Raw genomic sequence first — 14,675 nt, 5'->3', positions numbered from 1 at the left:
ATGGGAAAATTTCAAGAGAAGGTCTATAATAATTTACCATACCCTTTTAAGTTTGTATTGCTTAACATTAAAGCATTTCAGAACACAAAACAACGATATACTAAAGAATTTCATGCTTTTTTAGAAGAATATATTGCATTATGGAATGCCGATTCAGAAGTAATTAAGAATTATCAGAAAGAAAGATTAGTTGTTTTGTTATCCGAGGCGTATGAACATTCTGCTTGGTATAGCGAAAAAATGAAAGAATTAGGAATAACCTTGAAGACTATTCAGGAAAATCCACATGAAGCTCTTGCTAAAATGCCTATTCTTAAAAAATCAGAAAGAAAAACAAATGCCGATAAAATAGTAAATACAGGCAGAAATACTGATGGGGTTGGATATACTAGTGGCACATCAGGTTCACCCACAATAAATTATCTTGATTCTGAATCCATAAATCGCTCTTTTGCTTTATGGAGAAGGTTTCATAAAGCAATAGGGTTAGATACCCAAAAAGTGAGACAAGTGCGTTTTTCGGGAAGACTAATGGTACGCCCTGATGCTAAAAAACCACCTTTTTGGGTGTATAATTATTTTGAACGTCAGTTGCTAATGTCCACATATCACTTAACAGATAATAATCTGGGACATTACGTTAAAAAATTGAATTCGTTTAAACCAATATTGCTAGATGGTTACCCATCTGCAATTTATATATTAAGTAGGTATATAAATCAAAACGATCTTAAATTAAGTTTTACACCCAAAGCAATTGCCGTAACCGCAGAGACATTGTATGATTATCAAAGATTAGAAATTCAAAAGGCATTTAATTGCCATGTTTTTAATCAATATGCATCTAGTGAAGGTAGTCCGTTTATAACAGAATGTGTAGAAGGTAATTTGCATCTTAATTTAGATTCGGGTGTTTTTGAATTTATAAACACAAAAGGAGAAACAGCAAAAGCAGGAGAAGTTGCGCAATTAGTAGTTACTAGTTTTACAAACCTTAAGACACCTTTAATTAGATATAATATAGAAGATACAGTTTTGTTATCAGAAAATAATAAGAAATGTACTTGTGGTTGTGAAATGCCAATAATCGAAAAACTAACAGGACGTGAAGACGATATTCTTTGGACCGAAGAAAAAGGATATGTGGGTAGAATGGATACTGCTTATAAGGGGTTAGAAGGGATTGTAAAAAGTCAGATTATTCAAGAAAGCCCAAAAGAAATAATTGTTAATCTAATAGCCGATCAACAATTCGATGATACTATGAAAAAAAACCTTGTTCATAATTTAAAAACAAGACTTGGTGAAAATATATCATACAAGATCAATACGGTAGAAGATATTCCTCTTGGACCTAATGGTAAATTTGATGCTGTAAAAAGGAATTTTAAAATAGAATTATAGACATATTATGCTTTTTAACTCCTTTGATTTCTTCTTCTTTCTACCAATTGTTTTTATACTGTATTGGTTTGTTGCCTATAAGAGTATAAAATTTCAAAATATAATATTACTGATAGCTAGTTATGTGTTTTATGGTTGGTGGGATTGGCGATTTTTATCATTGATTGCATTAAGCACTTTAATAGATTATACAGCAGGGTTGAAGATACACGAATCTAAGGATTCCTCTACAAAAAAGAAATGGTTATGGTTAAGTATCATTTTTAATTTAGGGATGCTAGGTTTTTTTAAATACTATAATTTTTTCATTGATTCATGGATTGACCTTTGTGCGTCTTTAGGGTATGCCATAGAAAGTAGCTGGACATTACAAGTAATCTTGCCGGTTGGTATTTCGTTCTATACTTTTCAGACGTTATCATACTCGATAGATATTTATAAAGGGAAATTAAAGCCGACTAGTAATTTTATTGCATTTGCAACTTTTGTTTCATTTTTTCCTCAATTAGTTGCTGGACCTATTGAAAGAGCAACAAATCTCATACCTCAGTTCCTAACTACCAGAAAATTCACCTATAAAACTTTCTCATACGGAATCAAACTAATGATATGGGGATTTTTCTTAAAATTGGTAGTGGCAGATAGAGCAGCTATTTATGTTAATGCCGTGTATAATAACATAGATAATCACGATGGTTTAAGTTTTATTGCAGCTACGGTATTGTTTGCTTTTCAGATTTATGGAGATTTTGCCGGATATTCTTTAATTGCTATTGGGACATCTAAGCTTTTTGGGTTTGATTTAATGACCAATTTTAAACGTCCTTATTTTTCGACATCTGTAAGTGAGTTTTGGACTCGATGGCACATTTCATTATCTACATGGTTTAGGGATTACTTATATATTCCATTAGGTGGAAATAGAGTTAAAAAACCAAGATGGTTATTTAATCTGTTTATTACCTTTTTAATAAGTGGTTTATGGCATGGAGCAAACTGGACTTTTGTAGTATGGGGAGGGTTAAATGGAGTGTATCTTATTTTAGAAGTCCTATTCTTGAAAAAGAAGAGAAAAGGAATATTAAATATAGGAATCACTTTTATCCTTATTAATTTTGCCTGGATATTTTTTAGAGCTAATACTATTAATGATGCATTCTTTATTATTAAAAGAATCTGTACCGTTCCAGGTAGATTGTATATAGGAAGTGGTGATGATATCACAGCGTCTTTATATGCTACTCTTGCAATTGCTATTTTAGTTGTAATTGAAACGAAAAAAGAGTTTTTTAATACTGCTTTTTCAATTTCTAATAATAAATATGAATCGGTTCGATTATTTGGTTATGCGGTTTTAATCTATATGATATTGTATTTTGGGGTGTTTGGTAAAAGTCAATTTATTTACTTTCAATTTTAGAGTATGATCAAAAAAGAATATAAGTTATCACTGATCAAATTAGGTAAATTTCTTTTAATTTTTCTAATTGTTGATTTCGGATTGGGTATTGTTTCTAAACAATTATTTTTTAGTCAAGAAACAGGTAAATATGCAAGATCTATTCAGGCGGTTAAGAATACTAACGCACAAGTATTAATTTTTGGTAGCTCTCATGCACATCGACATTATGTTCCTGAAGTTTTTGAAAAAAACCTTAATAAAACGACCTATAATGCGGGAGCAGAAGGACAACAGTTACTGTATCATTTAGCAATGCAGCAAATGATTGTAAAGCGTGTTAAACCTGAAGTAATTATTTTAAATATTGATGAAGATTTTCTGTATTACTCAAAAGAAGCGTATGATAGACTTAGCGATTTACACCCTTATTACTCTGATTATCGCCAAGAATTAAGGCCTATTTTAGGGTTAGAGTCTAAGTTAGTTGATGTAAAGCTGTTTTTTAATGCATATCAAACTAATTCAACAATAATGCATGTTTTACGATATTTTGCTTCCCCTCAATTAGATTATCTCGGGTATAGACCTTTATTTGGAAAGATTGAAAAGCATTCGAGTATAATAAATGAAACTAATAAAGAACAAGATCTTGATGATAACTTTGTGAACGCATTATACCAATTTATTGCCACTGCTATTGATAATGATATAAAGTTAGTTTTTGTAACCTCTCCAAGATTAAATCAGGTAGATGATGTGAATAATGTTTCTTTTAATAAAATCAAAAATATTGCTAAAGAAAAAGAAATTCCTTTAATCAATTATTTTAATCATAAAGAGTTTACTAATAAACTAGAATTGTTCCATGATCCATCACACCTTAATGATACTGGTGCTAGATTATTTTCAAGAGATGTGGCACTAAAAATCGTAAAATAAATTACTTAATATCTTAGTAAAATGAAAAAGAAAAGGTCTGGTTTATACCAGACCTTTTCTTTTAATAAAATTATACCTTATTATTAGTTATTGGCAGTAGTGTTATTTGAAACTGTATTATTACTACCTTCTACATCAACCGTATCTGTTGGTCCTGCAGTAGCAACATTATCTCTGATAACACTATTATCACCTCTGAAAAATATAGTTGGTTGCGCTTCACTACCACTTTTATTATTCGTAATTGTCATATTATCAAACTTAGTAGTTCTTATGCAATTGTTGGTTCCTCTTACTTTAATAGTATTATTGTCTATTACTATTCCTGTAGCATTTCTTACATCACTACTTGAGCTTGTTTTAATTCCATTTCCTGTTCCACCAGTATCTGTATTTTCAATTGTATTATTTGATATTGTAACATTTCTAGATACCTCGCTATTTGATAATTCAATACTAAAAGGAGGACCACTTACAACGTTATTGTTGTCAAACAAAATATCTCGAGAACCGTCTATTCTAACACCATTATTAAATGAGTTTCCAGTCAATGTCATTCCTACGGTACCATTAATAAGAGCAAATTTTGTAGTTTCAAAAGTATTATCAATAAAACTAATCTTAAAATCTAGCTCATCATCATCAAAGTTTGGAAAGTCTGAAAATATAGCTCTTCCAGTCACATTTACTTTATTTGCTCTAAAAACAACATCATCAGCATAATCTTGGATAGTGAAACCAAAACTTGACTCTTTATCAGATCGGATTGTATTTTCGTATATATCAGCATTAGTAAGTGCATTTATAATCATTGCTACTTTACAATTGATAAACGTATTGTTAAAGATTTGAGTATCTCCATTTGTAGCAGCAATACCAGTTATGGCATTACTAACAGTATTACCAGAAATGATATTTCCTTTACTGGTACGTCTTCCTACAGGATCTTTAAGTCCTGCTCCAATACCACTACCATCAATTGTGTTATTTAGGATTTTTACATTAGATGCAATGTTCCATCCTATTGTTGACTGTGTAGTATTATTTTCAAAAGTCACGTTATTTCCACCAGCTGCTAATAGGGCAGCTCCCGCACCTTCTTTTTCTTCACAATTACGTATAATAACGCCATCGATTCTTTGTAATTCTGTAGGTTCTACATCGATACCTATTTTTGGTCTACTACCTATAGAAAATTCTGTATCAATACCAGCTCTGTAGATTTTACAATTTTCTATAATGATATCCGTACCGTCGGTTACAGACATATTATTTCTTCTATTTGAGTCAAAAGTACATCCTCTAATACGAATCATTCTACTTGGACTATATTCTGGATCAGTAGCAAATTTAAAACTGTTTATAGTTAATCCTGAAACTCCAGAATCACTAATGTGAACGTTCTCTACTAGTATATTAGTACCACTGGTAATGTTTACCAATGTTCCAGAACCAGTTGGAGGTCCAGTATGTGTATCTCTTTCGCCATGCAAGAAACCTCCAGAAAGTGTTACATTTTCAGCATTTTGTATCATGAACAATTTGGTAGCATAATTTTGATTAGATGGTTGAACACGCATATGTGTGTTTTCAGACATCTTAAAGTGGAAGTTAGACGGAAGTCGAACTGTATTGGTAAATACATCTTCAGTATCAAAAAATGCGTCCATTTTATTTATACTGAATGTTTCTGCTCCTAAGCTTTTTACTAAATCCACAACTTTTTGAATGTTTTTGTGGTTTTGAAAAGCAACAGGTTGTGCGACTCTACCTTCAACAATTTCCCATCGTATTGGGAAAAACTGAAAAGTTGGATCGATTAACGTTACATCACCTTCTAAGTCAAGCTTAGAACTCATTAATCGTCCATCAATTTTTCCACCACTCGAAAAATTAAGAGTACCGTTAATGATATCTCCTTTATCGAACTCAAAAGTCACATTATCAGGAAGATTAATTGTTTGATTGTTTAAATCTAGAACACAGTTAATTACATAAGTTTTACCAGAAGTAACATCTGATAAATCAAAATCACAAGGGTCTGTAGCTGTATTTCCGGGATCTTCAGGGTCTGGATCCGGATCTGGATCAGTATCAGGATCTGGATTATCACCGTCTGTTCCAGTAGTATCCGGAACAACTTCTTCAAAGCTTTCATTGCTGCAGGAAACAAAGAAAGCGATACATAAAATCACTAAATAATAAGGTAACTTTTTCATTTTTGGGGGATTATATTTTGGTTATTCATAACTAAAATAACGTAGTTTGTCGGTAATAATTGCATGCAATCGATAAAAAAATGTTAAATTTTTGTAAAGTATAAAATATTGATATTTAAAGCCTTAAAGAACTGAGGTAAAGCCGTAAAACACCTATGATTCACGAGCTTTTATTTTGATATTGTTTGCTTTTATGTCGCGACTAAAATAAAATAATTACATTAATATAAAACACAGAATCTAATATTTATATTTGCATTTAAATTTTTCAGGGATAAATTCTACATATCATAATGCATAAAATAATAAGAGTCACCACAATACCAAAATCTCTTGGTGGATTGCTTAAAGGGCAATTAAAATTCATGTCACAACATTATACCATTATTGGAGTGTCTGGTGAGGGAGAAGGTAGATTGGATAGAGTTGCAGAAGAGGAGAATGTAGAAGTAATCGCTGTCGAAATGACACGTAAGATAACACCGATACAGGATTTGAAAGCTGTTTTGGAACTGTATAAAGTTTTTAAGAAAGAAAAACCTGATATTGTTCATAGTCATACACCTAAAGCAGGTACTTTATCAATGTTTGCTGCTAGACTTGCTGGAGTCCCTAATCGTTTACATACTATTGCAGGATTACCATTGTTAGAAGCTAAAGGCTCCAAAAGAATATTGCTAGATGTTGTAGAAAAACTAACATATTGGTGCGCTACAATGATTTATCCCAATTCTTTTGGGTTAAAAGATATTATATTAGAAAATAAATATACATCTTCTAAAAAACTTAAAGTTATCGCTAATGGAAGCTCAAATGGTATAGATACCTCTCATTTTGATCCTGATTTGTACAGTAATGAAGATAAACTCGCTTTAAGAAAAGAATTAAAAATAAATACGGAGGATAAAGTAATTATTTATGTCGGTAGATTAGTTAAGGATAAAGGTATTAATGAATTAGTTTCGGCTTTTAAAAGGATATGTGAAACAAGAAATGATGTAAAATTACTTTTAGTAGGGATTTTTGAGAATGATCTAGATCCCTTATTGCCAGAGACAGAAAAAGAAATAAAGACGAACTCAAATATTATTTTTGCAGGCTGGCAAACAGATGTGCGACCATATTTTGCTATTTCAGATATTTTAGGTTTCCCAAGTTATAGAGAAGGATTTCCAAATGTTGTTATGCAAGCAGGTGCTATGGGAATTGCTAGTGTTGTAACAGATATCAATGGATGTAATGAAATTGTTTCAAATAAAGATAACGGAATAATAGTTCCTGTTAAAAATGAAGAGATATTGTTTGAAAGTTTATATAAGCTTGTAGAAAATGATAATATGAGAAATGATATTGCTTCTCGTTCTAGAGCTTCTATTACAGACAGGTATAAAAATCAATATGTTTGGGAAGAATTATTGAAAGAATATGACTCACTTATCAAGTGATCATATCTATAAACGTGTTGTATGAAATCAAAATTGAAATCATTAAAAAAAAGAGTGTCGGTTATTGTTAAAGATTCCAACCGTAAACCGTTCTTACAAATTATTCGAGAAGCAATTTTGTTTTGGATAGCAAAAAACGAATTTCCGAATTTTTACTTTGGAAAGTTTTTGTACCGTAAAGAAAATAAAAATTATAAAGATTATTTAAGTAGTAGAGAAGTCGATAAAATTACGCTTTCTAAAAACCTGCATCATTTTCAATATGCGTCTATATTAAGGAACAAGTTATCTTTTGCCATATACATGGAAAAACACAAATTACCAGTTCCTTTAATGGTTGGGTATAACTTTAAAAATAGATTTTTTAAAAAATCAGAAGAATTTATACTTCAAAATACTAGTGATTTGTATACCTACTTTAATTCAATGTTTGAAGCTACAGGGAAATTAAGTGTTTTTGTAAAAGATATTACAGAAATGGGTGGAATAGGGTCTTTTCTGATTACCAAACAAAATTTAAAAGAGGAAATTGAAAAATATGGTTCTTATATTTTAGAAAACGATTGTATTCATCAAGAGGTTGTTAATCAGCATGAATTGATAAATAAGATATATGCACAAAGTGTAAATACAATTAGATTTGATACCTATATAGATAAGAATAACAAAATTCATATCCTTTCTGCTTTTATGAGATTTGGAAGAGGAGGAAGTTTTGTAGATAATGGTAGTGTTGGTGGATTTTATTTATCGGTTGATCTCGAAAAAGGTGTTTTAAAAGGAAAAAGTCATCAATTAATGAAGCATGGGGGAGGACAACTTAAAGAACACCCAGATACAGGGGTAGTATTCGACAATTACGAAATACCTTATTTTAAAGAGTCTTGTGAATTGGTGAAAAAAGCAGTTAGTTATGTTCCGGATCGAATTATAGGTTGGGATATTGCTATTGGTAGTAATGGTCCTGTGATAATTGAAGGAAATGATAACAATTCTTTTATTACTCCTGATATTGCCTATGGTGGATATTTAAAACACCCATTGTTTAAAGAAATTATGGAAGAAGCTAAGTAACGGAAAAGCAGAAGTAAATAATGAAAGTATTTGAATTATTAAGAAATAAAGCCTTTTGGATTGTGGATGCTTTAAAAGGAGGTAAAAAGAAAAAGCACTACAATGAGATTAAATTTATCATCGAAAATCCAACCTCTCAAAAAGCGATAGATCATAAAAAACACACCCTTCAAAAGTTACTAGAGCACGCAGTATCGTCAACCGAGAATTATAAAACGCTAGATAACAACTTTACTTCAATAGAAGATTTTCCAGTAGTGAATAAAAATACTATACGAGATGATTTTGAAAATTTTGAATCTAAAAAATTTATAGATCAACCTAAATTTACTTTTAGTACTAGTGGTTCTACAGGAACGCCTTTTAAAGTGCACCAAAATGCAAATAAAAGGCTAAGAAATATGGCAGATACCATATTCTTTTCAGAACGAGCAGGGTTTAGTATAGGCAATAAACTTACTTATTTTAGATTATGGAATGCTTTTGAAAAGAAAAGTATAGTAGCCAAAATACTTCAAAATATTAATCCTATTGATGTATTTGAATTAGAAAACGATAGTGTAAAAGAAGATGTGATTAAAGAAATATCAAGAAGTAAAGCTTCAAACAGTTGGTTGGGGTATGCTTCGGCATATGAATCAATATGTAAGTATTTAGATGATCATAAATCCAAACCAATACCAAATAAACTAAAATCTGTGATTGCAATGTCAGAGAGACTTAATGATTATACTAAAGAAACCATATTAAAATATTTTGATTGTGAAGTGGTTTCAAGGTATTCTAATGTAGAAAATGGAATTCTTGCACAGCAGCCGCTAGGAAATAAAAAATATTTTGAAATTAATGAAGCCAGTTATTTTGTTGAGATTTTAGCTTTAGATTCCAATAAAAGAGTAGAAGAAGGTCAACCAGGACGAATTGTAATTACAGATTTATATAATTATTGTATTCCTATGATTAGATATGACACAGGTGATATTGGTATCAAGGATACTATAAATAATATGCCCGTCTTTACTCAGGTTAGTGGAAGAAAAATAGATGTTATCTATAATACCAAAGGCGAAATTATAACCATAAACTTGGTATTACTAGTAAATAATTACCCAGAATTAAAACAGTGTCAGCTTATCCAAAAAGCAACAGGAAAATATCATTTTAAACTAAACTTAGAAGGTGAGTTTACTAGAGAAGATGAGTTTCTTAACGAATTTAAAGTGTATTTGGGCGAAGATGCTAATATAACTCTAGAATATGTTGATGAAATTCCGTTACTTGCGTCCGGAAAAAGAAGAGTTATGGTTAACGAAATGATTAACTCTTAATTTTCTATATTGTGTATAAATTTTTTATCAAAAGAAGCCTAGATTTTTGTGTATCACTTATTGTGTTGATTTTGATCTCCCCTATATTTATATTACTTATTGTTTTTCTGGCTATTGCCAATAATGGTAAACCTTTTTTTGTGCAAAGAAGGCCAGGTAAAAATGAAAAAATTTTTAGTATTATAAAATTTAAAACAATGAATGATAGGGTAGATGATAATGGTCAATTGCTGCCAGATAAGGATAGGTTAACTAAAGTAGGATCTTTTGTAAGAAAGACTTCTTTAGATGAAATCCCCCAATTATTAAATGTTTTGAAAGGAGAAATGTCCCTTATAGGACCTAGACCTTTAATCATAGAATATCTCCCTATATATAATACAACGCAAAAAAAACGTCATGATGTTAAACCTGGTATTACAGGTTGGGCTCAAATAAATGGAAGAAATTCTATTACTTGGAAAAAGAAATTTGAGTATGACGTGTGGTATGTAGAAAATTGTAGTTTTTTATTAGATGCTAAAATTATAGGATTAACTCTAAAAAAAGTGATACAAAAAGAAGATGTAAATTTATCTGAAGAACTTACATCAGAGTATTTTAACGGTAAAAATTAGTTATATTCAAGGTAAAGATAAATGGCTAAAAATTTGGAAGTAATTGCCTTAACTAAGGAAATGTTGAGGGATGGAATTGAAAAAAATACATATTGGAAAGATGGTTTGGCACCATTACCCAAAAGTAAAGCACTTTGGTTAGTTGCTAATACCAGAATTGAAGATGATGATTATTGTGGAGTTTTAGGGTACGAAGATGAAAAAATGATTTCTTTCATTTTTATGTTCCCTGACTTTCTAAAAGCAAAAGACAAAAATCAAGATAAAGAGTATACTAAAGTGTATTGGATGATATCTTGGTGGGTACATTCATCATATAAAGATACCGTTTTTGGTACATATATTTATAATGAAGCAGTAAACTTAACAGGTAAACGAGTACTTATAAAGTCTTATGCAGAAAATGTTAATGCTTTTTATGAGAAGCAACCATTTACAGTAATAACTTCTAGATTAAGACATACTATATTTTTTAGCGTAGACGCTTCTATGCTTATAGGTAGATTTCGATTTTTAAAATCTTTTAGGTTTGTTTTAAATAAAGTAGACGCTTTCGTCGGTTCCCTTGTAAAATTTGTTAATAGATCTAAAGTAAAGAAAAAAACGGCATCTTTATCTTATGATTATGTTACTCAAATAGATGATGAAACATGGAGTTTTATAGCGCCATTATGTGTTGATGATTTGATTTATAAAACAAAAGAATATGTAAACTGGCAAATTAATAATAACCAATATACACAAGTTCCGGTTTTGGGTAAACACCCTTATACTGCACTACAAACAGGAATTAGTGATAACATACATATTCATAATCTTAAAATTAGTAAAGATGGAGAGCTAATAGGTTTCTTATCTTATATCATAAATTTTAATGAGTTTAATGCAAAATATTTTTTAGTGAAAGAAGAGCAGTATTATGATTTGTGTGTGGATGCTTTAATTCAGAATTTTAATGCTCATAAGGCAACTTTTATCTTTACAGACGACACCAAGCTATCGGATAATATAACGAAGAGATATCGTACCATTTTTACACATAAAGTTAATAAGAAGGCATTAGCACATGATAATACTGAATTAGATTTTGAAAATGCATATATGTCAAATAGAGATGGACACTTTTATTAAACACTAGTATAACTAACCACGATATGAAATTTGTAAAAGAACTACAACGATCAATAGAGAAACATTCGGATCATAATGTATTGTGCATTAATAATGTTTTTTATACCTATAATGATTTTGCTGTTGAAATCTCAAAAATTAGAGCTGCAATTGTAAGTACGGTTGAAGATGAAGAAAAGTTAATAGGTTTAGTAACTAATGATGACCTGCAAACCTATGCTGGTATATTGGCATTATGGTTAGAAGGAAAAGCGTATGTTCCTGTAAATCCGTCAACACCAATAGAACGAAATATTCAGGTTTTTGAATCAACAGAAACTAAATACGTACTAGATTCTTCTGATATTTCTATTTATACAGATCATACAGTAATACCCACAAAAACTTTAGTAGATACTAAAATAAACCTAGAAGTAAAAGACTTTTCTGGAGATCAATTAGCATACATTCTGTTTACATCAGGGACAACAGGAAAACCCAAAGGAGTGCCTATTACATTTAATAATGTAGATGCATTAGTTAACGCTATTGATGCAGAACCAGAGTTTGATTTAGTTCCGTCTGATCGATGTTTGCAGATGTTTGAACTTACATTCGATTTTTCTGTAGTTACATATTTGTTTCCGTTATTAGCAGGAGCGTGTATTTATACCATACCAAAAAATACAATTAAATACTTCTATATTTTCAAACTTATTAAAGAGCAAAAGCTAACGGTGCTTACTATGGTTCCGTCTATTATTAATTATTTAAGGCCATACTTTCCCGAGATAAATGCTCCAGATGTACGTTACTGTAGTTTTGGAGGAGGAGCATTGCATAGTGATATAGCAAAAGAATGGAGTGATTGCCTACCAAATTGTAAGATATTTAATTACTATGGGCCAACAGAGTTTACGGTTTACAGTGGTTTTTATCCATATCATAAAGAAACACATCAAAAAGCCAATAATGGAATTATAGCTATAGGGGTTCCGCAAAAGGATACTTTATACCTTGTTGTGGATGATAAGAATCAAGAAGTTCCTATTGGAGTTACGGGTGAATTATGTTTGGCTGGACCACAAATTACTCCTGGGTATTGGAAAAATGAAGAGCGTAATGCCATTAGTTTTTTTAATAGAGAAGAAAATGGTGTAAAAGTACGATATTATAAGACCGGAGATTTATGTATTAAGGATGAGGATGGAGACTTCTTATACGCTGGTAGAGCCGATTTTCAAGTTAAGATTAGAGGTTATAGAGTAGAATTAGCAGAAATAGAATTTCATGCAAAAGTAAAATCGCCTAAAAAAGTTAATATGGTGGCTTTAGATATTCCTAATAACCTGGGTAATGCAGAATTAGGATTGGCTATAGAAGGAGAGTCTTTTGATACAGAAGAAATATTTAATTATATGAGAACAAAAATGCCAGATTATATGATTCCAGGGCATACTAGGTTTGTTAAAGAATTTCCACATAGTATTAATGGAAAAATTAATAGAAAAGAATTGAAAACATATTTTGATATAAACTAAAATAATAACAATGAGTAGAGAAGAAATTTTATCTAAAGTAAAAGAAGCTTTTGTATCTGTATTAGAGCATGAAAACTTTCAACTTACAGATGATACTACAGCAAATGATGTGGATGGTTGGGAGTCGATAACCCATATGATGATTATTACAGAGGTTGAGAAAGTGTTTAATATAAAATTTAAACTTATGGACTTGATGAATATGAATAATGTAGGTGACCTTTTAAATACAATAACTTCAGAGTTAGAATAATAATTTTGATTTTTTTGACTTTAAAATAATAGATTAAGAAGAAAACTAGTAATATATGTATAATCCATTTATAAAGCGTTTTTTAGATTTTTCATTATGCTTTATTGGTATTGTAATGCTTTCACCAATACTATTGTTTTTAATGATTTTTTTAACCGTAACTAATAATGGAAAACCTTTCTTTTTTCAAACTCGTCCTGGTAAAAATGAAAAAATCTTTAAGATCATGAAGTTTAAAAGTATGAATGATAAAAAGGATGAGAATGGAGAATTATTACCCTTTGAACAAAGAATTACTAGAGTCGGGAAGTTTATAAGAAAATACTCTTTGGATGAGATACCACAACTTTTTAATGTATTAAAAGGAGATATGAGTTTAATTGGTCCTAGGCCTTTGTTGATTAAGTATTTACCTTTGTATAGTGATTTTCAAAAACAAAGACATAATGTTAGACCAGGTATAACAGGTTGGGCTCAAGTAAATGGTAGAAATACCATATCATGGGATCAAAAATTTAAGTTAGATGTCTGGTATACAGAAAATGTTAGTTTTAAAACTGATGTTAAAATAATTTTATTAACCATAAAAAAGGTCTTTTTTAAGGAAGACATTAATAGCGGTGAAAATCTAAATATGCCTACTTTTACAGGCAATAATTGACCAATAAATTAAACCACTAAAACCTTAACTATAACCAGTGAAAAATGCAGTAATCATAGGGGCAGGAACACAGGGCCAAGTTTATGCTTCTTATCTAAAAGAGGCAGGAGTAAATATAATTGGCTTTATCGATGATAATCCTGATCTAGAAAATAAAGAAGTAATTGGGATCCCTGTATTGGGTAAATATAAGGACTTGTTTTTAGAAGACTTCAAAAGTAAAATTCAAGATGTATATTGTCCTATTGGGGTTAACTCTGTAAGAGCAGAGTATTTATCAACTTTAAAAAAAGAGGGGTATGGTATCCCTGGTTTTTTACACCACACAGTGTCTATTGCGCCAGATGTTACTATCGGTGAAGCAGTGTATATGCTTGCAGGTAATATAGTTATGCCACATACTACTATCGGTAATTACATTATGATTAATATGGATAGTACTATTGCACATCATGTAACGTTAGAAGATGGAGTCTTTATGTCTTCTGGAGTAAATATAGGTGCTTTGATAAATGTAAGAGAAAATGCATATATTGGAATGGGAGTCACAGCAATGACTGGAGTAAAAGAGATTGGAAAAGAAACATTAGTAGGAGCAGGTACTGTGATCATTAAAGATGTTCCAGAATATGCTACAGTAGTGGGTAATCCAGCTCGAGTAATTAAAACCAAACAACCATAG

At 30.6% G+C, this 14,675-nt stretch carries 13 protein-coding genes; 12 read left to right on the top strand and 1 reads right to left on the bottom strand.

What is annotated here, in order from left to right:
• Genes D1816_RS06060 through D1816_RS06050 form a run of 3 tightly spaced genes read left to right on the top strand, consistent with a single transcriptional unit; the run spans position 1 to position 3,745 of the window.
• Complete coding sequence (locus tag D1816_RS06060; protein WP_118501590.1) at positions 1-1,404, top strand: phenylacetate--CoA ligase family protein; 1,404 nt, start codon at positions 1-3, stop codon at positions 1,402-1,404.
• 7 nt (positions 1,405-1,411) lie between these two features.
• On the top strand, positions 1,412-2,824 hold the full coding sequence (locus tag D1816_RS06055; RefSeq protein ID WP_118501588.1) for an MBOAT family protein: 1,413 nt from the start codon (positions 1,412-1,414) through the stop codon (positions 2,822-2,824).
• Positions 2,825-2,827: 3 nt separating this feature from the next.
• Positions 2,828-3,745: a hypothetical protein gene (locus tag D1816_RS06050; RefSeq protein ID WP_118501586.1), complete on the top strand. Its 918-nt coding sequence runs from the start codon at positions 2,828-2,830 to the stop codon at positions 3,743-3,745.
• Between the two features lie 83 nt (positions 3,746-3,828).
• Here the strand turns inward: D1816_RS06050 and D1816_RS06045 are convergent, their stop codons facing one another.
• Positions 3,829-5,964: a right-handed parallel beta-helix repeat-containing protein gene (locus tag D1816_RS06045; RefSeq protein WP_066309139.1), complete on the bottom strand. Its 2,136-nt coding sequence runs from the start codon at positions 5,962-5,964 to the stop codon at positions 3,829-3,831.
• Between the two features lie 293 nt (positions 5,965-6,257).
• Here D1816_RS06045 and D1816_RS06040 point away from each other — a divergent pair, with 293 nt between their 5' ends.
• From D1816_RS06040 to D1816_RS06000, 9 genes are read left to right on the top strand one after another with little or no spacing between them, the layout of a single operon-like run.
• Positions 6,258-7,409 (top strand): glycosyltransferase family 4 protein, encoded by a 1,152-nt coding sequence (locus tag D1816_RS06040; RefSeq protein WP_199729962.1) that lies wholly within the window; start codon positions 6,258-6,260, stop codon positions 7,407-7,409.
• A gap of 21 nt (positions 7,410-7,430) precedes the next feature.
• Positions 7,431-8,483: a sugar-transfer associated ATP-grasp domain-containing protein gene (locus D1816_RS06035; RefSeq protein ID WP_118501582.1), complete on the top strand. Its 1,053-nt coding sequence runs from the start codon at positions 7,431-7,433 to the stop codon at positions 8,481-8,483.
• A 20-nt stretch (positions 8,484-8,503) separates the two neighbouring features.
• The gene (locus D1816_RS06030) at positions 8,504-9,811 is read left to right on the top strand and encodes a CoF synthetase (RefSeq protein ID WP_118501579.1); all 1,308 of its coding nucleotides are present in this window, start codon (positions 8,504-8,506) and stop codon (positions 9,809-9,811) included.
• A gap of 11 nt (positions 9,812-9,822) precedes the next feature.
• Positions 9,823-10,428, top strand: a complete 606-nt coding sequence (locus D1816_RS06025) for a sugar transferase (protein ID WP_118501577.1) — start codon at positions 9,823-9,825, stop codon at positions 10,426-10,428.
• A gap of 21 nt (positions 10,429-10,449) precedes the next feature.
• The gene (locus D1816_RS06020) at positions 10,450-11,559 is read left to right on the top strand and encodes a hypothetical protein (protein ID WP_118501575.1); all 1,110 of its coding nucleotides are present in this window, start codon (positions 10,450-10,452) and stop codon (positions 11,557-11,559) included.
• A 23-nt stretch (positions 11,560-11,582) separates the two neighbouring features.
• On the top strand, positions 11,583-13,079 hold the full coding sequence (locus tag D1816_RS06015; RefSeq protein WP_118501573.1) for an AMP-binding protein: 1,497 nt from the start codon (positions 11,583-11,585) through the stop codon (positions 13,077-13,079).
• Positions 13,080-13,089: 10 nt separating this feature from the next.
• The gene (locus D1816_RS06010; protein ID WP_066309154.1) at positions 13,090-13,332 is read left to right on the top strand and encodes an acyl carrier protein; all 243 of its coding nucleotides are present in this window, start codon (positions 13,090-13,092) and stop codon (positions 13,330-13,332) included.
• A 55-nt stretch (positions 13,333-13,387) separates the two neighbouring features.
• The gene (locus D1816_RS06005) at positions 13,388-13,993 is read left to right on the top strand and encodes a sugar transferase (RefSeq protein ID WP_066309157.1); all 606 of its coding nucleotides are present in this window, start codon (positions 13,388-13,390) and stop codon (positions 13,991-13,993) included.
• A gap of 37 nt (positions 13,994-14,030) precedes the next feature.
• Positions 14,031-14,675: a NeuD/PglB/VioB family sugar acetyltransferase gene (locus D1816_RS06000; RefSeq protein WP_066309159.1), complete on the top strand. Its 645-nt coding sequence runs from the start codon at positions 14,031-14,033 to the stop codon at positions 14,673-14,675.

This window comes from Aquimarina sp. AD10 (assembly GCF_003443715.1).
Lineage (GTDB): Bacteria > Bacteroidota > Bacteroidia > Flavobacteriales > Flavobacteriaceae > Aquimarina > Aquimarina aggregata.
Note: the sequence above shows the minus strand (reverse complement) of the source record. Positions and strands in the feature narration are given on the sequence as shown.

Coding starts and splice junctions, on each gene's coding strand:
- D1816_RS06060 (WP_118501590.1), top strand. CDS start 1: ATGGGAAAATTTCAAGAGAAGGTCTATAATAATTTACCATACCCTTTT.
- D1816_RS06055 (WP_118501588.1), top strand. CDS start 1,412: ATGCTTTTTAACTCCTTTGATTTCTTCTTCTTTCTACCAATTGTTTTT.
- D1816_RS06050 (WP_118501586.1), top strand. CDS start 2,828: ATGATCAAAAAAGAATATAAGTTATCACTGATCAAATTAGGTAAATTT.
- D1816_RS06045 (WP_066309139.1), bottom strand. CDS start 5,964: ATGAAAAAGTTACCTTATTATTTAGTGATTTTATGTATCGCTTTCTTT.
- D1816_RS06040 (WP_199729962.1), top strand. CDS start 6,258: ATGCATAAAATAATAAGAGTCACCACAATACCAAAATCTCTTGGTGGA.
- D1816_RS06035 (WP_118501582.1), top strand. CDS start 7,431: ATGAAATCAAAATTGAAATCATTAAAAAAAAGAGTGTCGGTTATTGTT.
- D1816_RS06030 (WP_118501579.1), top strand. CDS start 8,504: ATGAAAGTATTTGAATTATTAAGAAATAAAGCCTTTTGGATTGTGGAT.
- D1816_RS06020 (WP_118501575.1), top strand. CDS start 10,450: ATGGCTAAAAATTTGGAAGTAATTGCCTTAACTAAGGAAATGTTGAGG.
- D1816_RS06015 (WP_118501573.1), top strand. CDS start 11,583: ATGAAATTTGTAAAAGAACTACAACGATCAATAGAGAAACATTCGGAT.
- D1816_RS06010 (WP_066309154.1), top strand. CDS start 13,090: ATGAGTAGAGAAGAAATTTTATCTAAAGTAAAAGAAGCTTTTGTATCT.
- D1816_RS06005 (WP_066309157.1), top strand. CDS start 13,388: ATGTATAATCCATTTATAAAGCGTTTTTTAGATTTTTCATTATGCTTT.